General features: G+C 65.4%; 19 protein-coding genes. 10 read left to right on the plus strand and 9 right to left on the minus strand.

Features of this window, described 5'->3' with window-relative positions; genetic code table 11:
- The first annotated feature begins 11 nt into the window (after positions 1-11).
- The 3 genes from J0H39_24730 to J0H39_24740 are packed head-to-tail and all read left to right on the plus strand — an operon-like array spanning position 12 to position 1,761.
- A complete protein-coding gene (locus tag J0H39_24730) occupies positions 12-560 on the plus strand; it encodes an NUDIX hydrolase (GenBank protein ID MBN9499968.1) in 549 nt (182 codons plus the stop codon).
- Positions 557-1,321, plus strand: coding sequence for a cysteine hydrolase family protein (locus J0H39_24735; GenBank protein ID MBN9499969.1), 765 nt, complete (start codon positions 557-559; stop codon positions 1,319-1,321). Before J0H39_24730 ends, J0H39_24735 begins: the two co-directional genes overlap by 4 nt.
- Positions 1,318-1,761 (plus strand): cupin domain-containing protein, encoded by a 444-nt coding sequence (locus J0H39_24740; GenBank protein ID MBN9499970.1) that lies wholly within the window; start codon positions 1,318-1,320, stop codon positions 1,759-1,761. Before J0H39_24735 ends, J0H39_24740 begins: the two co-directional genes overlap by 4 nt.
- On the opposite strand, the gene J0H39_24745 is transcribed toward J0H39_24740, so the two are convergent.
- Both J0H39_24745 and J0H39_24750 read right to left on the minus strand, forming a co-directional pair.
- The gene (locus J0H39_24745; GenBank protein MBN9499971.1) at positions 1,758-2,894 is read right to left on the minus strand and encodes an MFS transporter; all 1,137 of its coding nucleotides are present in this window, start codon (positions 2,892-2,894) and stop codon (positions 1,758-1,760) included. The two genes, J0H39_24740 and J0H39_24745, sit on opposite strands and share 4 nt — an antisense overlap.
- 44 nt (positions 2,895-2,938) lie before the next feature.
- Entirely contained in the window at positions 2,939-4,336 is a 1,398-nt protein-coding gene (locus J0H39_24750) for an amidase (protein ID MBN9499972.1), read from the minus strand.
- Positions 4,337-4,416: 80 nt separating this feature from the next.
- Here J0H39_24750 and J0H39_24755 point away from each other — a divergent pair, with 80 nt between their 5' ends.
- The 6 genes from J0H39_24755 to J0H39_24780 all read left to right on the plus strand — a co-directional run bounded on the left by J0H39_24755 (position 4,417) and on the right by J0H39_24780 (position 11,419).
- Positions 4,417-5,916 carry a M81 family metallopeptidase gene (locus J0H39_24755; GenBank protein MBN9499973.1) on the plus strand — a complete coding sequence of 500 codons (1,500 nt, stop codon included), beginning with the start codon at positions 4,417-4,419 and terminating at the stop codon, positions 5,914-5,916.
- Positions 5,917-6,040: 124 nt separating this feature from the next.
- Positions 6,041-7,627 carry an ABC transporter substrate-binding protein gene (locus tag J0H39_24760; GenBank protein MBN9499974.1) on the plus strand — a complete coding sequence of 529 codons (1,587 nt, stop codon included), beginning with the start codon at positions 6,041-6,043 and terminating at the stop codon, positions 7,625-7,627.
- 28 nt (positions 7,628-7,655) lie between these two features.
- Positions 7,656-8,597, plus strand: coding sequence for an ABC transporter permease (locus J0H39_24765; protein ID MBN9499975.1), 942 nt, complete (start codon positions 7,656-7,658; stop codon positions 8,595-8,597).
- 4 nt (positions 8,598-8,601) lie between these two features.
- Positions 8,602-9,477, plus strand: a complete 876-nt coding sequence (locus J0H39_24770; protein ID MBN9499976.1) for an ABC transporter permease — start codon at positions 8,602-8,604, stop codon at positions 9,475-9,477.
- Positions 9,474-10,454 carry an ABC transporter ATP-binding protein gene (locus tag J0H39_24775; GenBank protein MBN9499977.1) on the plus strand — a complete coding sequence of 327 codons (981 nt, stop codon included), beginning with the start codon at positions 9,474-9,476 and terminating at the stop codon, positions 10,452-10,454. Before J0H39_24770 ends, J0H39_24775 begins: the two co-directional genes overlap by 4 nt.
- Positions 10,451-11,419 carry a dipeptide ABC transporter ATP-binding protein gene (locus J0H39_24780; protein MBN9499978.1) on the plus strand — a complete coding sequence of 323 codons (969 nt, stop codon included), beginning with the start codon at positions 10,451-10,453 and terminating at the stop codon, positions 11,417-11,419. The genes J0H39_24775 and J0H39_24780 overlap by 4 nt, the downstream gene beginning before the upstream one ends.
- Here the strand turns inward: J0H39_24780 and J0H39_24785 are convergent.
- The gene (locus tag J0H39_24785; GenBank protein ID MBN9499979.1) at positions 11,416-12,720 is read right to left on the minus strand and encodes an amidase; all 1,305 of its coding nucleotides are present in this window, start codon (positions 12,718-12,720) and stop codon (positions 11,416-11,418) included. The genes J0H39_24780 and J0H39_24785 overlap by 4 nt on opposite strands.
- A 40-nt stretch (positions 12,721-12,760) precedes the next feature.
- Here J0H39_24785 and J0H39_24790 point away from each other — a divergent pair, with 40 nt between their 5' ends.
- Positions 12,761-15,730, plus strand: coding sequence for a tetratricopeptide repeat protein (locus J0H39_24790; protein MBN9499980.1), 2,970 nt, complete (start codon positions 12,761-12,763; stop codon positions 15,728-15,730).
- Here J0H39_24790 and phoB read toward each other — a convergent pair.
- From phoB to J0H39_24820, 6 genes are all read right to left on the minus strand, one after another.
- Positions 15,727-16,437: a phosphate regulon transcriptional regulator PhoB gene (gene phoB / locus J0H39_24795; GenBank protein MBN9499981.1), complete on the minus strand. Its 711-nt coding sequence runs from the start codon at positions 16,435-16,437 to the stop codon at positions 15,727-15,729. The two genes, J0H39_24790 and phoB, sit on opposite strands and share 4 nt — an antisense overlap.
- Positions 16,434-17,153, minus strand: coding sequence for a phosphate signaling complex protein PhoU (phoU, locus tag J0H39_24800; GenBank protein ID MBN9499982.1), 720 nt, complete (start codon positions 17,151-17,153; stop codon positions 16,434-16,436). The genes phoB and phoU overlap by 4 nt, the downstream gene beginning before the upstream one ends.
- A 20-nt stretch (positions 17,154-17,173) precedes the next feature.
- Positions 17,174-17,962, minus strand: a complete 789-nt coding sequence (locus tag J0H39_24805) for a phosphate ABC transporter ATP-binding protein (protein MBN9499983.1) — start codon at positions 17,960-17,962, stop codon at positions 17,174-17,176.
- A 47-nt stretch (positions 17,963-18,009) separates the two neighbouring features.
- Positions 18,010-19,338: a phosphate ABC transporter permease PstA gene (pstA, locus tag J0H39_24810; GenBank protein MBN9499984.1), complete on the minus strand. Its 1,329-nt coding sequence runs from the start codon at positions 19,336-19,338 to the stop codon at positions 18,010-18,012.
- Positions 19,331-20,704 carry a phosphate ABC transporter permease subunit PstC gene (gene pstC / locus J0H39_24815; protein ID MBN9499985.1) on the minus strand — a complete coding sequence of 458 codons (1,374 nt, stop codon included), beginning with the start codon at positions 20,702-20,704 and terminating at the stop codon, positions 19,331-19,333. The genes pstA and pstC overlap by 8 nt, the downstream gene beginning before the upstream one ends.
- A 67-nt stretch (positions 20,705-20,771) precedes the next feature.
- Positions 20,772-21,818, minus strand: coding sequence for a substrate-binding domain-containing protein (locus J0H39_24820; protein ID MBN9499986.1), 1,047 nt, complete (start codon positions 21,816-21,818; stop codon positions 20,772-20,774).
- Positions 21,819-21,843: the final 25 nt, after the last annotated feature.

Consider the following 21,843-nt stretch of genomic DNA (forward strand, 5'->3'; position numbering starts at 1 on the left):
GAAGCAGAACCATGATCGACAAACCTTGGAAGGTCCTCGCCGCGCGCGAGGTCTATACGCATTCGCCTTGGATACGCGTCGTCGACGAGCGCATCGAACTGCCCGACGGCCGCGTGGTGCCGAGTTTCCACAAGGTCTACCTGCCCGATCATTCGATCCTGTTCCCGATCACCGAAGACGGCCGCGTGATCGCCACGCGGTCCTATCGCCATGGCGTGGGGACGGTCGTGTGGGGATTTCCCGGCGGCGGAATCGACGCGGGCGAAACGCCCGAACAGGCCGCCGCGCGCGAACTGCGCGAGGAAACCGGCTATCAAGCCGCCGCGCTCAAATCGCTGGGCGGTTACGTGACCGGCGCCAATGTACGCGGCGCCAAATCGCATCTTTTCCTCGCCACCGGCTGCCGCAAAACGACCGAGGCGAATTCGGGCGATTTGGAGGAAACGGAACTTCATCTTCTATCCCGTGAAAAGGTCCGGGATTTGCTTATGAGCGACGGTTTCCACGTTTTGGCGCATGCGGCGATCACGGCGCGCGCCCTTCTGGAGTGGCCGGAATGAAGAATCCCCTGGGCTCCGCGCCCAACAACCGCTGGCGCGTCGATGCCAAGACCGTCTCGACCTTGCGCGAGGCGCCAAAGGCGAAGCCCCTGTCTTTCGCGGCGATGCCGCAAACTCTGACGGTCGACGCGACGCGCAGCGCGATGATCGTCATCGATATGCAGAACGATTTCTGCCACCCGGACGGTTGGCTGGCGCATATCGGCGTCGACGTGACGCCGGCGCGCAAACCGATCAAGCCGCTCGCCAAGCTGCTGCCCGCGTTGCGCAAGGCGGGGATGCCGGTCATCTGGGTCAATTGGGGCAACCGGCCGGATCTCCTCAATCTCAGCCCGTCGCTGCTGCATGTCTACAAGCCGACGGGAAAAGGGATCGGCCTCGCCGACGAATTGCCCAAGAAGAAGGGCAAGGTCCTCGTCAAGGATTCCTGGGCCGCCGCCGTGGTCGACGAATTGCCGATCAAATCGAACGACATCAAGATCGACAAATTCCGCATGAGCGGATTTTGGGACACGCCGCTCGACTCGATCCTGCGAAACTTGCGCGTCGACACGCTGTTCTTCGGCGGCGTGAACGCCGACCAATGCGTGTTGTGCACGCTGCAGGACGCCAATTTCCTCGGCTACGATTGCGTGATGGTGGAGGATTGCTCGGCCACCACCTCGCCGCAATTCTGCTGGGACGCGACGATCTACAACGTGCGCCAATGCTTCGGCTTCACGGCCAATTCCGCGTCGCTGCTGAAAGGTTTGACGAAATGAAAGCGCCCGTCGCCTTCAAGCGCCCCATCGCTTTCAAAAAAATCACCGAATGCCCGGCGTATCGCATCTCGCCGAACGACACGAATTATTTCGCGCTGGTCTTCGATCCGGCGGGCGACGACGTCGATCTGGTTGCGGTTGTCGAAATCTTCACGCCCGGCGGCAAGACGCCGCCCAATTCGCATTCGCGCGCGCACGAGATGTTCTTCGTGCTGGAAGGCGAAGGCAAGGCATTCTGCGACGGCGCGTCGCTGGATTTGAAAAAGGGCGATGCGATGATGCTGCGCCCGGGCTCGAACCACGAAGTGCACAACACCGGCACGGGCAAGCTCTACACGCTGACCGTGATGGTCCCGAATCAGGAATTCGCCGAACTGATCCGCAACGGCCAGCGCGTGGAACTCGACGCCGAGGATCGGCGCGTGATCGCGGGAATCTAAACGCGCGTCATCCGGATCAGCCAGACGAACAGAAAGATCGATACGAACATCAAGACCGCGCACAGCCCCATGACGGCGCTGGAGCCGCCCAGGCTGCTCGCCCCCGCCATCACGAAGGGCGCCGCCGAGAACAGATAGTTCAGCGGCAGATTGAGCTTGCCCATGATCTCGGCATAGCCGTCGCGGCCGAACACGACCAGCGGACCGACGACGCGCACGATGGTCATCGTGCCGGAGCCCAATCCGAAACCGATCACGCCCGCCGCGAAAGCCATTACGCCGCCGCCGAAAATCACCGGCAAGGCGCAGCCGATCGCCATGATCGTGGCGCTGGCGAGGCCCAGCATGAGGATCGGCAATCGGTCGCCGAACGCCGTCTCGGCCATACGCGCGACCATTTGCGCGGGCCCGAATAGCGAGCCGACGACGACGGCGAGGGCGAGTTCCAATCCATAGCCTTGGCCCACCGAAACGATCTGGACGGGAAAGCCCCACGAAACGAAACCCGCCCCGGCGAAAGCCGCGAACATCAGCCAGAACGCCTTGCGGCGCATATCGGGGGCGATCATCGGCCGCGCGCCCTCGCCCGCCGGACCGCCGATGGCGGGCTGCGGTTTGACGCGAATCGCCCAATGCACGGGCACGCAGAAAGCGAATTGCAGGGCCGCCAGCGCCAGACACGATCCGCGCCAGCCGATGATCGGTTCCATCGCCGCGAGCAGCGGCAAAGCGATCGGCGGGCACAGACTGCCCAGCAACGTCATCAAGCCCAGCGCCTTGCGCGAGGCGTGGGGCATAAGTTGCGCGACGGCCGCGAAGGGCGTTTGAGTCAGCGTCATCGGCATCGAAAAGCCGATCAGCACCCAGGCGAGGACGAAGCCGATCAAACCTTGTGCGAAGGACAGCACCGCCATCCCCGCCCCCAGCAGCACCGAGCCCGCGATCAGGATTTCGCGCGGGCCGATCCGATCGGTACGCCTTCCGATCGCGGGTCCGAGCAGCGAGCCGACCAGCAGCATGATCGTGATGCCGCCGAAGATCATCGCGACCGGCAGCCCGAGATCGGCGGCCATCGGCGCGCTGTAAACGGCGGGCACGAAATAGGACGAGCCCCAGCTCGCGATCTGGGTCATCGAAATCGCGACGACCCCACGCCGCCCATCCAGCGACCAACCGCTCATCTTGGCGGCAAGGCCCAAGGCCGCGCGTTCTCGAACGCACGCGCCGCGCGCAGCACCAAGCGATCGTCATAGGGCCTGCCGACGAATTGCAGCGCCATCGGCAAACCGTCGTCGTGCAAACCGATCGGCACGCTGGCCGCAGGCTGACGCGTCATGTTGAACGGGTAGGTGAAGGGCGACCAATCGATCCAGTAGCTTTGCGTCGCGGGATCGGCGACGTCCTGCCCCGCCTTCACCGCCGTGATCGGCAATTGCGGCGTCAGCAGCAGATCGTAGCGGCGAAGGAAGCGCTGCATCGTTTGAGTCAGCGCATTGCGATAGGCGTCGGCGTCGAGATAATCCTGCGCCGACAGCGACAGACCATGCTCGGTCGACGCGACCAAGCCGGGATCGGACAAATGCCATTTGTCGCGCGGGATGCCGCGCAACGGCTTGGCGAGCGACGCGGTCCACAACGTGTGGAACGCGTGGCGCGCTTCGGCGACGTCGAATTCCGGCTCCGCCGGTTCAACGATCGCGCCGAGCCCGGTCAACACTTTCGCCGCGTCGTCCACCGCACGCGCGATTTGCGGATCGACCGCGACGGTTTTGAAGCGCGGCGAATAGCCAATTTTCAGGCCCTTGATGCCCTTCTCGAGATCGAGCAGCCACGAGCCCGGGTCTTGCGGCAGCGAAAACGGATCGCGATCGTCGGGATGCGCGATGATTTCCATCATCCGCGCGGCATCCTCCACGCCACGCGCCATCGGCCCGATATGCGCGAGCAAACCGGCGGGGCTGGACGGATAGGCCGCGACGCGGCCGAAGCTCGGCTTCAATCCGAAAATGCCGCAGAACCCGGCGGGCATGCGGATCGATCCGCCGCCATCGGTGCCGACATGCAAGGCGCCCATGCCGCAGGCGGCCGCCACCGCCGCCCCGGCGGACGATCCGCCGGCGGTACGGTCCTTGTTCCATGGATTGCGGGTGATGCCGGTCAGCGGCGAATCGCCGATCCCCTTCCAGCCGAACTCCGGCGTCGTCGTCTTGCCGAGCAGTACCGCGTTCGCGGCCTTCAACCGCGCGACGGCCGGTGCGTCTTCGGTCCATGGGCCCTTGGGATCGACATGCTTCGATCCGCGCAAGGTCGGCCAGCCCGCGGTGATCAGCAAATCCTTGATCGTCGCTGGCACGCCATCGAGCGTGCCTTGCGGTTCGCCTTTCGCCCAGCGCGCTTCGGACGCGCGCGCCGAGGCAAGCGCCGAATCCGCATCGACCAGACAAAATGCGGCGAGTTCGCCGTTCCGCGCGGCGATCCGGTCCAGGCACGCTTGCGTTACCTCGACCGGCGAGAACGCTTTACGCGCATAGCCCGCGAGATATTCGCGGACGGACAGAAACGCCAAATCGGACATTACGTCGCCTCCCGGGCTTCGGCTATGCTGGCACGCGGCTTGCGACAAATGAATAGATTCCAACGACGGTCATAGCCCCCATGCGTCTGCTGCTCGCGATGTTCAAACACGAGACCAACACGTTCTCGCCGATCGTGACCGATCTGGCGCGGTTCGAGGCGTGGGGGCTGCAATGGGGCGAGGACGTGGTGAAAGCATACGCGGATACGCGCATGCCGCTGGCCGCCTATATGAAACTCGCCCGCGAACGCGGCGCCGAAATCGTAACGCCCGTCGCGGGCGAAGCGATGCCCGGCGGCAAGGTCACGCGCGACGCCTACGAAAAAGTCGTCGGCGCGATTTTGGACGCACTGGACGACACGATCGACGGCGCGTTGCTCGATCTGCACGGCGCGATGGTGCCCGAACATACCGACGACGGCGAAGGCGAATTGCTGCGCCGAATTCGCGAAAAGCGGCCGGGCTTGCCCATCGCGGTGACCTGCGATCTGCACTGCAACCTTTCCCAAGCGATGGTCGAGAATTGCACCGCGTTGATCGGCTACAAGACCTATCCCCACGTGGACATGTACGAAGTGGCGGAGCGTGTGGGCCGCGTCGTGCTCGACGCGATGGACGGCAAATGTCAGCCGGTCCAAGCCTGGGCGCCCACGCCGCTGCTGTCGCAAACCTTGCGGCAGGGCACGGCCGATCAGCCGATGAAGGCGATGGTCGAACGCGCGGCCGAGTTTGAAGCGCGACCCGGTATTCTCTGCGCGACCGTGTTCGGCGGTTTTGCATTGTCGGATATTCCCATCGCCGGCAGCGCCACGATCGTCGTCGCGGATGGTGACGCGCAGGCCGCGCGCGATGCGGCGCAAGACCTTGCCGATCGCGTCTGGGACCAGCGCAAGGAATTCATCTATGTCCACCGCCCGCTCGGTGGCGCCATCGCGCAAGCGCGCGAGTTGAACGCCGCCCCGATCGTACTGCTCGACCACGCCGACAACGTCGGCTCCGGCGGCACGTCCGACGTGATGAAGGTCATCGCCGCCGTGCTCGCGGCGGGGCTCGACGGCGTCGCCGTCGCCACGGTGTGGGATGCGGATGCGGTGCAAAAGATGTTCGCCGCCGGCAAGGGGGCCACGCTCACGCTCGACCTCGGCGGTAAATCGCCGATGCCGGCGTTGAACTTGGCGCCCAAGCCGCTACGCCTGACCGGCACGGTGCAGAACCTCGCCGACGGGCGCTGGCGCGTCGAAGGGCCGATGTACACCGGCGTGATGGTGGATACCGGCCCGACGGCGGTGTTCCGCACGGCGGGCATGGAGATCGTCGTCTGCTCGCGCCATCACGAGCCCTGGGATACCGGCATCTTCACCGCCAACGGTATCGATCCGGCGCAAAGACGCTACCTGTTGCTGAAATCGCGCATTCACTATCGTGCCGGTTTCGCGCCTTTGGCGCGCGCGACCTTCACGCTGGATGGCGAAGGCGTCACCACATCGGACAACACCAAGCTAAATTACCGGAACTTGAGCCGCCCAATTTACCCGCTCGATCCCGGTCCGTTCACGCCGCCGCGTGCGCGAGACGCTTGATCGCCCTTCGCCACCTTGGCATGCTTTGGGTGCGCTGCGGCATGAATCCGCCGCGGCCCGCAAAGACGACGCGCCGGATAAACCGTCGCGAGATTGAACAGGACCGGCTTTTCAGGAGGCTTCCATGAAAACCACTTTGAAGCGGCTCGCCGCCGCCAGCGCGATCGCGTTGATCGCCGGCTTGACCGGCGGTGTCGGCACGGCGGACGCGCAGCAAAAGGTGCTGCGGTTCATCCCGCACTCGAATCTGCCCGCGATCGATCCCGTCGCGACGACCGGCTACGTGGTGCGCAACCACGGCTATCTCGTCTACGACACGCTGTTCGCGACCGACGAGAATTTCAAAATCCAGCCGCAGATGGTCGACAAATGGACGACCAGCGCCGACGGTCTGCGCTGGGAATTCACTTTGCGCGACGGCATGAAGTTCCATGACGGCACGCCGGTGAAGGGTGCCGACGCCGCCGCTTCGATCCGCCGCTGGACGGCGCGCGATTCCTTCGGCCAGACGCTCGCCGCCTCGGTCGATTCCTACGAGACGGTCAACGATCTGACCTTCGCGATCAAGTTGAAGACGCCCTTCCCGCTGATGATCGACGCGCTCGGCAAATTGTCGAGCCAGGTGCCGTTCATCATGCCCGAGCGCATCGCCAACACCGATCCCGCGACGCCGATCACCGACGCGACGGGCTCGGGCCCGTTCCGTTTCGTGCGCGACCAGTGGGTGCCCGGCCAGCGCGCGGTCTACGAGCGCTTCGCCGACTACAAGCCGCGCAGCGAAGCCCCGTCCTGGGCCGCCGGCGGCAAAGTCGTGAAGGTCGACCGCGTCGAATGGCGCATCATTCCCGACGCGGCGGTCGCTTCGGCGGCGCTGAGCCAAGGCGAAGTCGATTGGTGGGAACAGCCGATCTTCGACCTGCTGCCCCAGCTCGCGCGCAACCGCGACATCGAGATCAAGAACATCGACCCGGTCGGCTCGATCATGATGGCGCGCTTCAACCATCTGCATCCGCCGTTCGACAACCCGGCCGTGCGCCGCGCGGTCATGATGGCCGTGAACCAGGAGGAATATCTCCAGGCCGTCGTCGGCAACAAGGAATACTACAAGGCCTGCAAATCCTTCTTCTCCTGCGGCACGCCGCTGGCGTCGGATGTGGGCATCGAAGGCGCCGCCGGCAATCTCGACCGCGCCAAGGCGCTGCTCGCGGCGTCGGGCTACAAGAACGAAAAGGTCATCATCATCTCGCCGACCGACATTCCGACCAACCACACGCAAAGCCTCGTGACGGAGGATCTGCTGAAGCGGCTGGGCATGAACGTCGAACTCGTGGCGACGGATTGGGGTTCGGTGCTCGCGCGCCGCGCCAATCGCAACGCGCCCGAACAAGGCGGCTGGTCGATCTTCCATACGTGGTGGGTCGGGCCCGATCTGGTGAACCCGGCGCTGCACGCGCCTTTGCGCGGCAACGGTGCTGCCGCGTGGCCGGGCTGGCCGACCGATACGCGTATCGAGGAACTGCGCAACGCCTGGCTCGCCGCCCCGACCCCGGCGGCGCAGATCGAAGTCGCCAAGCAGATCCAAGCGCGCGCCTACGAACAAGCGCCCTACGTCACGACGGGCATGTTCCAGCAGCCGACCGCCTATCGTAAGAACATCTCGGGCGTGCTGATCTCGCCCGTGCCGTTCTTCTGGAACGTCGACAAGCGCTAACGTCACAAGCGGACGACAGGGTCGGTACGTGTTCGCATTCGTCGTCCGCCGTCTTCTGGCCACCATCCCCGTCATGGGGGTGGTGGCCCTTTTCGTTTTCTCGCTGCTCTATTTCTCGCCCGGCGATCCGGCCGCGATCATCGCGGGCGATCTCGCCACGGTCGACGACATCCAGCGCGTGCGTATCGCGCTGGGGCTCGACCAGCCTTTCCATGTGCGCTTCGGCACTTGGCTCTGGGCGATCCTGAACGGCGATCTCGGCACGTCGATCTTTTCCGGCATTCCGGTGTCGACGCTGATCGGCCAGCGCCTGGAAGCGACGATTTCGCTGTCCATAGTCACGTTGATCTTCGCCGTCGCCGTCGCCATCCCGCTGGGCGTCGTCTCGGCGTGGCGCGCGGGCGGCTGGATCGACCGGCTGGTGATGGGCTTCGCCGTGTTCGGCTTTTCGGTCCCCGTCTTCGTGCTCGGCTATCTGCTGATTTTCCTGTTCGCGCTGGAGCTCGACTGGCTGCCGGTGCAGGGCTTCACCTCGATCCGCGAAGGTTTCTGGCCCTTCCTGCGCCAGTTGATCCTGCCGGCCTTGGCGCTGGGCACCATCTATATCGCGCTGATCGCGCGCATGACGCGCGCCGCGATGCTCGACGTGCTGGCGCAGGACTACATCCGCACCGCCAACGCCAAGGGCCTGCGCACCGACAAGGTGCTGCTGGGCCATGCGCTGAAGAACGCGGCCGTGCCCATCGTCACTGTCATCGGTATCGGTGTGGCACTGCTGATCGGCGGCGTGGTGGTGACGGAAAGCGTGTTCGCGATCCCGGGCCTGGGCCGCATGACGGTCGACGCGATCCTGCGCCGCGACTATCCGATCATCCAGGGCGTCATCCTGATGTTCGCCTTCGTCTACGTGCTCATCAATCTGCTGGTCGATCTCAGCTACACGCTGTTCGACCCGCGTATCCGGTATTGATCCGATGGCCCTGACCGCCGTCGGCCCCGCCCCCGCTTCCGCCCTCGCCGGCAAACGCCGCCCGTGGTGGCGGCGCAATCTGTCGATCGTGCTGGGCGGCGGCTTGCTGCTCGCGGCGTTGACGATGGCGCTGCTCGCCCCCTATCTCGGCACGGTCGACCCGACGGCGCTGTCGCCGATCCGCCGTTTCCGTCCGCCGTCGGAAACCTACTGGTTCGGCACCGACCATCTGGGCCGCGACGTCTATAGCCGCGTCGTCTATGGCGCGCGCGCCTCGCTGATGGTCGGCATCGCCGTCGCCGTTCTGGCGGTGGGGGCCGGGTTGTTCTTCGGCCTGATCGCCGGCTTCAACCGCTGGATCGACGCGGTGCTGATGCGCGTGATGGACGGGCTGATGGCGATCCCCGCGGTCCTCCTCGCCATCGCGCTGATGGCGCTGACCCGCGCGAGCCTCGAAAACGTCATCATCGCGATCGCGATCGCCGAAGTGCCGCGCGTCACCCGGCTTGTGCGCGGCGTGGTGCTGACCTTGCGCGAACAGCCCTTCGTCGAAGCGGCGGTCGCCTCCGGCACGTCGACCGTCAAAATCCTCTATCGCCATATCTTGCCCAACACCGTGGCGCCCTTGGTGGTGCAAGCCACTTACATTTGCGCCTCCGCGATCATCACGGAGGCGATCCTATCCTTCATCGGCGCCGGTCTGCCGCCCTCGATCCCGACTTGGGGCAATATCATCGCGGAAGCGCGCGCCGTGTTCTCCGTCCGCCCGCATCTGATCGCCTTCCCGGCGGTATTCCTGTCGCTGACCGTGCTGGCGATCAATCTTTTGGGTGACGGGTTGCGCGATGCGCTCGATCCGCGATTGGCACGCCGCCTATGACGACGACGCCCCTTCTTGAAATCGAAGACCTGCGCACCTGGTTTTTCACCAGTGACGGCGTGGTGCGCGCGGTCGACGGCGTGTCCTATTCGGTCGCCCCCGGCGAAACGCTCGCGGTCGTCGGCGAAAGCGGCTGCGGCAAATCGGTCACGGCGATGTCGGTGCTGCGCCTGCTGCCCTCGCCGCCCGCGCGCATCGTGTCGGGCGCCATCCGCTTCGAAGGCCGCGATCTGCTGACCGCGAGCGAAGCGGAGATGCGCAAGATCCGCGGCAACGAAATCTCGATGATCTTCCAGGAGCCGATGACCAGCCTCAATCCGGTCCTGACGGTCGGCCATCAGATCGCGGAGACGCTGGAACTGCATCAAGGCCTGTCGGCGGCGGACGCGCAGGCGCGCGCGGTCGAGATGCTGGAAATCGTGCGCATCCCCGAGGCCAAGCGCCGGGCGCAGGAATACCCGCACCAGCTTTCCGGCGGCATGCGCCAGCGCGTGATGATCGCGATGGCGCTCGCCTGCAAGCCCAAGCTGCTGATCGCGGACGAGCCGACGACCGCGCTCGACGTGACGATCCAGGCGCAAATCCTCGAATTGATGCTCGAACTGAAGGAACAGGTCGGCGCGGCGATCGTGCTGATCACCCACGATCTGGGCGTGGTCGCGGAAACGGCGCAGCGCGTCGTGGTGATGTATGCGGGCCGCAAGGTGGAGGAAGCGACGGTCGCCGATCTGTTCGCGCGGCCGATGCACCCCTATACGCGCGGGCTGATGGGCTCGATCCCGCGCCTCGCCGGCGGGGCCAAGCGCCTGACCGAAATTCCCGGCATCGTGCCGCGCCTCAATCAACCGATCATCGGCTGCGCCTTCGCCGAGCGTTGCGCCTTCGTCAAGGAACGTTGCCGCAAGGAAGCGCCCGTGTTCGAAGCGAAAGCGCCCGCGCATTTCGCCGCCTGTTTCGAAAGCGCCAATCTGCCATGACCGCGCAACCGATCCTGCAGGTCGTCGACCTCAAGAAGCATTTCCCGATCCGCAAGGGCGTGCTGCAACGCGTCGCCGCGAAGGTTCACGCGGTCGACGGCATTACCTTCCACGTCAATGCGGGCGAAACGCTGGGCTTGGTCGGCGAGAGCGGTTGCGGCAAATCGACCGCCGGCAAGACGATCCTGAAACTGATCGAGCCCGATTCCGGCTCCGTGCGGCTGATGGGCGAACGCATCGACGCGCTGTCGCGGCGCGAAATGTGGCCCCATCGCCGCCAATTGCAGGTCGTCTTCCAGGATCCCTATTCGTCGCTGTCGCCGCGCTTGACCGCCGGCGCCATCGTCGCCGAGCCGCTGGAAAATTTCGGCATCGCGACGGGCAAGGAAGCGCGCGAGCGCGTTGCTTGGCTGTTCGAGAAGGTGGGCTTGCGCGCCGAGCAGATGGCGAAATATCCCTACGAGTTCTCCGGCGGGCAGCGTCAGCGCCTCGGCATTGCGCGCGCGCTGGCCGTGCGGCCCAAGCTGATCGTGGCCGACGAGCCCGTCTCGGCACTCGACGTGTCGGTCCAGGCGCAGGTCGTCAATCTGCTGATGGATCTGCAGGAAGAATTCGGCCTCTCCTACCTGTTCGTCGCCCACGATCTCGCGGTCGTCGAACATATCAGCCATCGCGTGGCGGTCATGTATCTCGGCAAGATCGTCGAGATCGCCGACAAGAAATCGATCTTCGCCGCGCCCAAACATCCCTACACCGAAGCGCTGCTGTCGGCCGCCCCGCAACCCGATCCGACGACCAAGCGCAAGCGCATCATCCTGGCGGGCGACGTGCCTTCGCCGGTCAATCCGCCCTCCGGCTGCCGCTTCCACACGCGCTGCCCTTACGCTGTCGATCGCTGCAAGGCCGAGGAACCGGTCTTGCACGAAGCCGCTTCCGGCCACCAAGTGGCCTGCCATCTGCGTTAATCGCGTAAGGCGGCTTCGACCCAAGCGGCGTGGCGGATCGTTTCCACATCCTCGCCCGACGGCCCGACGAGTTGGACGGCGAGCGGCAAGCCGCCCGCGTTCTTGCCCGCCGGCAGCGCGATGCACGGATTGCCGAGCAGCGTCCAGGCGCGGTTGAACACCGGGTCGCCGGTGCGCGCGAGGCCCTTGGGCGCCGCCCCTGGGGCGGCGGGCGTGAGGATCAAGTCGAAGTCGCGGAACGCATGCGACAGCAGGTTCCGGCACTTGGTCGCGAGCGCCTTTGCGGCCGTTTCCTCGCGAACGCCGATCGTGTCGCCCTTCGCCAGCATGTCGCGGAATTGCGGCGACAGGTTATCGGCGTGGAATTTCCGCTCCTCGACGAAGCCGCGCGACGCTTCCTTGGTCATGATCGCGAGTTGCGCGTCGTTGAGCCCTTCGAACTCCGGCGGCATGTCGTATTGGCCGATCCGGGCGCCTTCCTTGGAAAGCTTGACCACGACGCGCTCGAACAGGCGCTTGGTGTCCTCGTCGGCCTGGTCCCACCAGGGCGTGCGGCAGAAGGCGATGCGCGGCGGCGGGCCCGACGGCGCTTCCGCCAGACCGGGGATCGGCTTGTTGCCGAAAGCGCGGCGGATCAAATCCAGATCGGCGACCGCGCGCGTGAAGAAACCCAGCGTGTCGAGCGTGGGCGAAAGCGGCTTGATGCCCTCCATCGGCGCCCATCCGGACGTGCCCTTATAGCCGACGACGCCGCAGAACGCCGCCGGCCGGATGACCGAGCCCGCCGTCTGCGTGCCGATGGCGATGCTGACTTGCCCGTCGGCGACGGCGGCCGCCGAGCCCGAGGACGAGCCGCCGGGCGTGTGGTCCAGGCCGTGGGGATTGGCCGTCGGGCCGGGCGTGAAATAGGCAAACTCGGTCGTCACCGTCTTGCCCAGCAGGATAGCGCCATGCGCCACCAATGCCTTCACGCACGCCGCATCCTTGCCCGGCTTGTGCCCGCGATAGATCGGCGAGCCGTAGCTCGTGGTCAGCGCCGCCGTCTCGACCAGATCCTTCACGCCGATCGGAATGCCGTGCAACGGCGATTGGCGCGCGACCTTGTCCAAAGCCATCGCGCGCTGGACGCTGTCTTGGCGCTCGATTGCCTCCCACGCCTGGACGGCGGGCTGGCGCATCGAGATACGCGTGAAACACGCCTTCAGCAGCGTTTCGGAATCGAGCTTGCCGGAATCCATCGCGGCGCGGGCGGCGGTGGCGGACAGGAAATGCGGATCAGGCGTCAGATGCGGCTTGGTCATTTCCCTGCCATCATAGGGGGGCGAGGAGATTCGCCAAGGCATGAATCGGCACGAAAACGAATTGCGCGACGCCGCGACGCGCGGCGACTGGGCGGCGGCGGTCGCGGCGGGCGACGCGTGGATCGCGGAAGAACCCGATCACGCGCCCGCGCACGCGCTGGCAGGCTACGCGGTCGAACATACCGGCGATATCGCGCGCGCTTGCGCCATGTACGAAACCGCGCTGCTTCTCGATCCGACGATCGACAACGTGCGCGCCAACCGCGCCGCATTGCTCGTCGGCCTTGGCAGATTCGACGAAGCGGGCGACGAAGTCGATGCCGTACTTCTACGCGTGCCCGATCATGCGCTCGCCACCGCCATCGCCGCCCATTTGGCGGGCAGTCGTGCCGTTTCGGCAACAGAGCGCGGCCGCGCCTTGGCGGCGAAGGGCGATCTCGCGGGTGCGCGTGTGGAGTTCGAACGCGCGATGCATTTCGCGCCCGACGATCAGGGCGTGCGCTTGAACTACGGCCGCATCCTGCGGCGCCTCGGCAAGAGCGACGAAGCGCGCGGCGTGTTCGCGACGGCGGCGGCGCAGGACCCCGCCGATCCCGTTCCGCTCGCCGAGTTGCTGATGCTCGCGCGCGACATTGCCGATTGGCGCGAAACCGAAACGCTGGAAGCCGAATTGCGTTTGCGCATCGACGGCGGATCGGTGCTGCCGCCCTTCGTCGGCTTCTTCCTCGATCTCGATCCCGGCACTTCGCGCGACATGGCCGAACGTTGGGCGCGCCGCCAAGCGCCGGTGACGCGCGTGGCGCTCGAACCGTCGGCCGGCGGCAAACTAAGGATCGGCTATCTCTCCGAACATTTCCGCCGCCACGCGACGACGCATTTGCTGGCGGAGGTGTTGGAGCAACACGATCGCTCGAAGATCGAGCTCTTCCTTTATTCCTACGGACCCGACGACCGCAGCGCCGAGCGCGCGCGCATCGCCGCCGCCGGAGATTTCGTCGATATCGCCGCCCTCGACGACGACGCGGCAGCGGCACGTATTGCGAACGATAAACTCGACGTGCTGGTCGATCTGATGGGCTATGTCGAGCGCAACCGTTTCGGCATCGTCCGGCGCAAGCCCGCCCCGGTGATCGTCGAATTTCTCGGCTATCCGGCGACGACCGGCGATGCTTGCGTCGATTGGGTTCTCGCCGATCCGACGACGATCCCGCCGGGCGCGGAGGATGGCTGGACCGAGCGCGTCTGGCGCTTACCACATAGCTATCAGCCCAACGACCGGAAGCGCCCGGTCGCCGCGATCCCCACGCGCCTTGAGGCGGGCCTGCCCGAACGCGGCTTCGTCTATTGCTGCTTCAACCATGTCTGGAAGCTGACGCCTTCCGTGTTCGACGGGTGGCTGCGCATTCTCGCCGCCGTGCCGGACAGCGTGCTGTGGCTGATGGACGGTCCCGCCGCCGCGAATTTGCGCGTGCGCGCGAAGGCGCAACGGATCGATCCCGCACGCCTTGTCTTCGCCCCGCCTTTGCCGCTCGACAAGCACCTCGCGCGCCTGTCGCTCGCCGATCTCGTACTCGACACGCATCCTTATGGCGCGCATACGACGGCGTCGGACGCGCTCTGGGTCGGCGTGCCGATCCTGACGGCCATGCGCGAAGCCTTCCCCGCGCGCGTTGCCGCGTCGCTGGCCAAAGCGGCGGGTCAAGCGGGCGGCATCGTCGCACCCGACGACTACGAATCCGAAGCGATCGCGCTGGCAAGCGATCCCGCGAAGCTCGCCGCGCTGAAGGCTTCGCTGGCGAACCGCGCGTCGTCGCCGTTGTTCGATCCCGCCGCGATGGCGCATGCGCTGGAAGACGCTTACGCGAAGATGCGCGACGGCGTTCCCGCGACGCCGCGTATCGAGGTGAAGCCCGCACCGTTGAATATTTGCTTCGTCGATCCGTCGGATTTGGATTTCCGGCCCGACACGCCGGATCACCAAGCCCTCGGCGGCTCGCAATCGGGCTTCGCGTATCTCGCAAGGCGCCTTGCCGCGCGCGGCCATCGCGTCACCACGCTGACCGCGACGACGCAGCCCGGCATGGTCGATGGCGTGACGGCCGAAAGCCATGGCGGCGACCCCGCCGAGGCGCTGGCCGGCCGGCGCTTCGACGCGACGATCGTCTTGAACGACGCCGGGCCAGGCCGGGCTTTGCGCGAGGCCTTGCCCGATCGCGCCAAGCTGCTGCTGTGGACGCAGCATGCCCACGACCAGCCGGCAATGTTCGCGCTGTCGGATCCGTCGCCCTGGGATTTGGTCGTCGCGATTTCCGATTGGCACCGCGCCAAGATGATCGAGACCTATCGCCTCGATCCCGCCGCCACGCGCATCCGCCGCAACGCGATCGCACCGGTGTTCGAGGATATCGAATTCGGCACCGGCGACGCGCCCGCGCGTCTCGTCTACACCTCGACGCCGTTCCGCGGGCTGACGGTGCTGCTGGGCGTGTTCCCGCGTATCCGCGACATGTTCCCCGGCACAACGCTGGACGTTTTCTCCAGCCTCGCCGTCTATCAGGTCGCCGCCAAGGACGATCCTTTCGCGCAGCTTGCGCAGTATGTCCGCGACATGCCGGGTGTGAATCTGCGCGGCTCGATCCCGCAACGCGATCTGGCGCGGGAACTCGCGCGCGCGGATTTCCTCGCCTATCCGTCCGTCTTCGCGGAGACGGGCTGCATCGCCGCAATGGAAGCCGTCGCCGCCGGACTCGACGTGGTGTCGAGCCGCTTGGGCGCGCTGCCGGAAGCGACGATGGGATTCGGCAAGCTCGCCGCCATCGACCCCGTCAAACTCGGCGACGACGCCTTCGTGCGCCGCTATCTGGAAATCCTGGCGGCCGCGATCGACGCACGCAAGCGCGAACCCGCCAAATGGCGCGCGGAGCGCGCGCATGCCGCAAAGGCGATGCGCGAAGAAGGCACTTGGGCGCGGCGCGCCCTGGAATGGGAACGCCTCCTCGTCGCGCTCTAAGCGTCCGTGGTTTCGTCCAGCGCGTAACCGGCCGAGCGCACCGTGCGGATCAAGTCGAGTTCGCCCGGCGCGTTGATTGCCTTGCGCAAGCGGCGGATATGCACGTCGACCGTACGCGGCTCGACATAGATGTCGCGGCCCCACACGGCGTCGAGCAATTGCTCGCGGCTATAAACCCGGCCCGGGCGCTCCAGCAGGAAGCGCAGCAGGCGGAATTCCGTCGGGCCGAGATGGATCGATCTTCCGTCGCGCAGCACGCGATGGGCGGACAGATCCATCACCAGCCCGCCGAAGGTCAGCAGATCCTGCGCCGAGGACGGCTTCGCGCGGCGCAGCACCGCGCGCACCCGCGCGATCAGCTCCGACGGGCTGAACGGCTTGGCGACGTAATCGTCGGCGCCCACTTCCAGGCCGCGCACGCGGTCGGCTTCCTCGCCGCGCGCCGTCAGCATGATGATCGGCAGATCGCGGGTTTCCGATTTGCGGCGCAGCTGGCGGCAAACTTCGAGGCCGGAGACATGCGGCAGCATCCAATCGAGGACAACCAAATCGGGTTTGGATTCCGCGATCGACACCAAGGCGGCTTCGCCGTCGGTGGCCGTCGTGACGCGAAACCCCTCTTTCTCGAAATTGTAGCGCAGCAGTTCGACGAGGGCGGCTTCGTCCTCGACGACGGTCAGATGCGGTTTCGCGGTCGCTTCTTTCATTGCGCCCCCTCGGCACCCACCGTGGAGAACGACGTCCCATCGCCTTTGGGACGTTCGCCGGCCAGCGGCACGCCTTTGACGAGATAGTGGATCGTTTCCGCGATATTGGTCGCGTGATCGCCGATACGTTCGATGTTTTTGGCGATGAACAGAAGATGGGTGGACCCGGTGATGTTGCGCGGATCCTCCATCATGTAGGTCACGAGTTCGCGGAACAGCGAGCCGTGCATTTCGTCGAGTTCTTCGTCGCGGTTCCACACCGCGACCGCCTTGGCGACGTCGCGCGCGGCGAAGGCGTCGAGCACGTCCTTCAGCATTTCGCGCACCACCGTTCCCATGCGCGGGATCGCGTGCACGGGGCGCAGGATCGGCAACTGGGCGAGCGCCACGGCGCGTTTGGCGACGTTCTTGGCGTAATCGGCCGAGCGCTCGAGATCGCCCGCGATGCGCAAACTGCCGAGCACCAAGCGCAAATCGCTGGCGACCGGCTGGCGCAGCGCCATCACGCGCACGACTTGTTCGCCGATTTCGCGTTCGAGTTCGTCGACCCGCGCGTCGGAACGCACGGTGCGCGTGGCGAGTTCCGCGTCGCGCGAGGAAACCGCCTCGATCGCGCCGGCGAGCTCGGCCTCGACCAGCCCGCCCATACGCGCGAGCAGCCCGGTAAGGCGGTTGAGTTCCTCGTCGTAGGAACGGACGATGTGATCGTTACCCATTTGTCGTCTCCCCCCGGAACTCAGCCGTAGCGGCCAGTAATATAGCCCTGCGTGCGCTCGTCGCGGGGATTCGTGAAGATGGCGGCGGTATCGTCCTCCTCGACCAGCGTGCCGAGATGGAAGAACGCCGTGCGCTGCGATACGCGCGCCGCCTGCTGCATGTTGTGGGTCACGATAACGATGGTGAAATTCGCGCGAAGTTCGTCGATCAGCGTCTCGACATGCGCGGTCGCGATGGGATCGAGCGCCGAGCACGGCTCGTCCATCAGGATCACCTCGGGACTGACCGCGATCGCCCGCGCGATGCAAAGGCGCTGCTGCTGGCCGCCGGAAAGTCCCGTACCGGACTCGTTGAGACGATCTTTCACCTCGTCCCACAAACCGGCGCCGCGCAACGACCGCTCGACGATGACGTCGAAATCGGCCTTGGTTTTGGCGATGCCGTGGATGCGGGGGCCGTAGATGATGTTCTCGTAGATGGACTTGGGGAACGGGTTCGGTTTCTGGAACACCATGCCGACCCGCGCGCGCAGTTGAACGACGTCGATCCGCGGATCGTAGATGTCGTCGCCGCCGATCTTGATCGAACCGCTGACCCGGGCCGACGCCACGGTGTCGTTCATGCGATTCAAGCAGCGCAAGAAGGTCGACTTGCCGCAACCCGACGGTCCGATGAAGGCCGTCACCTGGTTCTCGCGGATGTCGATATCGACCGACTTCAACGCCTGTTTGGCGCCATAGAACACCTTGACGTCCCGGCACTCGATCTTGACCGGAAACCGGCTTCCGGCCGCGACGGCGGTCCCCATGCTCGACACGGTTCCAGCCGATTCCAACTGATTGATGTCCATGATTCCTACCACCGCCGTTCGAATTTTTTGCGCAGCCAGATCGCCGTTCCGTTCATGACGAGCATGAACGCGAGCAAGACCATGATCGCCGCCGACGTCTTCTCGACGAACCCGCGCTCGGGATTGTCGGCCCACATGAAAATCTGAACCGGAAGCACGGTCGCGGCGTCGAGCGCGCCGCCGGGCACGTCCGTGATGAAGGCGACCATGCCGATCATCAGCAGCGGCGCCGTTTCGCCCAGCGCATGGGCCATCGTGATGATCGTGCCGGTCAGAATTCCGGGCATCGCCAGCGGGATCACGTGATGGAAGATCATCTGCATCTTCGACGCGCCGATCCCCAGCGCGCCCTCGCGGATCGACGGGGGCACGGCCTTGATCGCCGCGCGCGCCGCGATGATCACGGTCGGCAAGCTCATCAATGCGAGCACGAAGCCGCCGACGAGCGGCGTCGAGCGCGGCATGCCGAAGAAGCCGATGAAAACGGCGAGGCCGAGCAACCCGAACACGATCGACGGCACCGCCGCGAGATTGTTGATGTTGACCTCGACGATCTCCGTGAACCAGTTTTTCGGCGCGTATTCCTCGAGATAGACCGCCGCCATGATGCCCAGCGGGAACGCGAGAACGAAACAAATCGCCAGAGTGAAGATCGATCCGACGACGCCGCCCAGGACGCCCACCATCTCCGGATCTCGGCTGTCGGCGCCGGTGAGGAAACGGGGATGGAAGAGAACCGAGAGCGAGGCCGATTTCTTCAGGTCGGAAATCCACGCGATCTGACGATCGGTCAAGCGACCGCCGCTGCGTTCGTCGGCGCCGACATGGCCTTTGACGTACATGTCGACATCGGAATGCGCGAGCAGCCAAACCGCCTGCTTTCGCCCGATCAGCGAAGGATCGGCGACGACCATGTCGCGCAGCTGGACCTCGGCGCCGGAGCCGAACAATCCTTCGAGCAGCCGCTGACCGTCGCGATCGGTCACGTCGGACCATTTGCGATCGAGGGCGTCGAAGAGCACGGCGCGATAATCGCCGCCCATCAAACGCTGGCGTTCGACCGTGCCCGCGGGCGCGATGTTGTCGGGCGAGAACTCGACCTCGATCTTGATATGGGTCTGCTGAAAGGCCGTATAGCCCTGCGAGACGATCGACCAGAGCAGAACGATCAGCGCAAGACCGGAGAAGACGATCGCGGCGATGCCGAATGCGCGGAACCGCGCTTCGGCCGCGTAGCGCCGCTTCAAATGCCGGCGGGCGGCATCGCTGGAGTGGTACGCCGGCGAAGCGAAGGTTGCCGGGGTCTCGCGGCCGTTGGCGGTCACGTCACTCATATTGTTCCCTGTAGCGCTGGACGACCTTGAGGGCCACGAGATTGAGGGACAGCGTCACGACGAACAGCACGAAGCCGAGCGCGAACGACGCCAAGGTTTTGGGGCTGTCGAATTCCGCTTCGCCGGTCAGCAGCGCCGAAATGTAGACCGTCACCGTGGTGACGGATTCGAACGGATTCAGCGTGGTGTTGGCGGCCAGTCCCGCCGCCATCACGACGATCATGGTTTCGCCCAGCGCTTTCGAGAAGGCGAGAATGACCGACGCCATGATGCCCGGCAGCGCCGCCGGCAGCAGCACGCGCAACGTCGTTTCGGATTTGGTGGCGCCGAGCGCGTAGGAGCCGTCGCGCATCGTCTGCGGCACGGCGTTGATCACGTCGTCGGAAAGGGACGATACGAAGGGGATCAACATCACACCCATGACGATCCCGGCGGCGAGCGCGCTTTGCGCGGCGACGTCGAGACCGAAGAAGAGGCCGACATCGCGCACCGCCGGAGCCACCGTCAACGCCGCGAAGAAGCCGTAGACGACGGTCGGAATGCCCGCGAGAACCTCCAGCGCCGGTTTCCCCCATGCGCGCACGCTCTTGGGCGCGTATTCGGTCATGTAGACGGCGGTCATCAATCCGATCGGCACCGCCGTCAGCATCGCGATCGTCGCGATCAACATCGTACCGACGAACAACGGCACCGCGCCGAAGGAACCCGAAGCGCCAACCTGGTCGGGGCGGATCGCCATCATCGGCGACCATTGCGTGCTGAACAGGAATTCGACCGGCGAGACCTTCAGGAAGAAAGCGATCGACTCGAAGAGCAGCGAAAGCACGATCCCGATCGTCGTCATCACCGCGATGATCGACGCGATCATGAAGAAAATCTCCATCGTCCGCTCGACCGCGTTGCGCGCGCGGAATCCGGTGGAGATGCGCGAGCGCCCATAGGCCAATCCCAGCATCGCCACCGCGAGAACGACCACCCAGAAGGCCGCGCCGGCGATCAGCATCAGCCAACGATAATGCTCGACCGCCTTGGCGATATCCTTCGAGTCGGCGCCGATTTGCGTAACGCCCGCCGCCGCGTTGCGAATTTCCGAAACCAACAGGCCGACATCGCCCGCGAGCAGTTCCGGAGGGAGGCTGCGGATAACCAGAACTTCGACGACCGGCCCTTGCAGCGCGATCCAGAGGACCAAAATCAAAAGGCTGGGAACGCCGCACCAAAGCACGACGTACCAGCCATGGAACGAACTCAAGGAATGAAGCGGTTGGCGCTTGATCGCCGACGCCTTCACGGCCGCCGCACGCCCCATGTAATAGCCGGCCACCGATAGGGCCAGCAGAACCACGAAAATCAGACTAAGCGACATTTGTCGTACTTCCCCCGAAGGCACGAAACCGGCGGGACGGCGCGAACCGTCCCGCCGCGTCGCAGACTTACATCAGGTTGAGGTTGGTCAAGCTTTGCACCGTCGAGCGCTGCGCGTCGCGATCGGCGGGCGGCAACGTGATCAAACCGCGCGAGGCGAGATAGCCGCGCTGACCCACCGCACGCTCGGAAGCGTATTCGGTCACGAACTCGCGAAGGCCGGGGATCACCCCGACATGCGCCTTCTTGACGTAGATGTACATCGAGCGCGACACCGGATACTTGCCGTCGGCGATGTTCTCGAACGTCGGCGCGACGCCGTCGACGGTTTTGCCTTCGATGCGGTCGCGGTTCTGATCGAGGAACGAGTAGCCGAAGATGCCGAAAGCGCCCGGTGCGCCCGTCGTCAGACGCTGAACGATCAGATTGTCGTTCTCGCCCGCTTCGACGAACTTGCCGTCTTCGCGGACTTGCTGGCAGCGGCGGTTACGCTCGGCGGCGTCGGTGATCGCCTTGATCTCCGGCACGTTCTTGCAGCCTTCGAGCAGCACGAGCTCGTTGAACGAGTCGCGCGTGCCGGACGTCGGGGGCGGCCCCATCGCTTCGATCGCGATGCTCGGCAGCGACGGATCGACTTGGTTCCACGACGCGTAGGGATTACGCACCCACTGGCCGTTGACCGGCACTTCGCGGGCGAGGCCCTTCCAGAAATGCTCACGCGTCAGATTGATCGCCGGCGAACCGCGGCGGACGGCCATCACGATGCCGTCGAAGCCGATTTTCAGTTCCGTGATCTCTGTGACGCCGTTTTGCTTGCAGGTCGCGAATTCCGACGCCGTCATGCGGCGCGACGCGTTCGCGATGTCGGGCTGGGTGACGCCGACGCCCTGGCAGAACGCGCGGATACCCGCGCCCGTGCCGATCGATTCGACGATCGGCGCGCGGAACTGGCCGCCGCGCGCGAACTGCTCGGCCACGGCCGAGGTGAACGGGAAAACCGTCGACGAACCAACGACGCGGATCTGATCGCGCGCTTGCTGGGCGTTCGCGGCGCCGGCGGCGGCGAGGATCGCGGCCGTCGCAGCGAGGACGAGGAATTTCGATTTGGACTTCAAAGGAGCCTCCTTTGGCTTCGGGCCG

It is taken from the genome of Alphaproteobacteria bacterium, from assembly GCA_017308135.1.
Taxonomy (GTDB): domain Bacteria; phylum Pseudomonadota; class Alphaproteobacteria; order CACIAM-22H2; family CACIAM-22H2; genus Tagaea.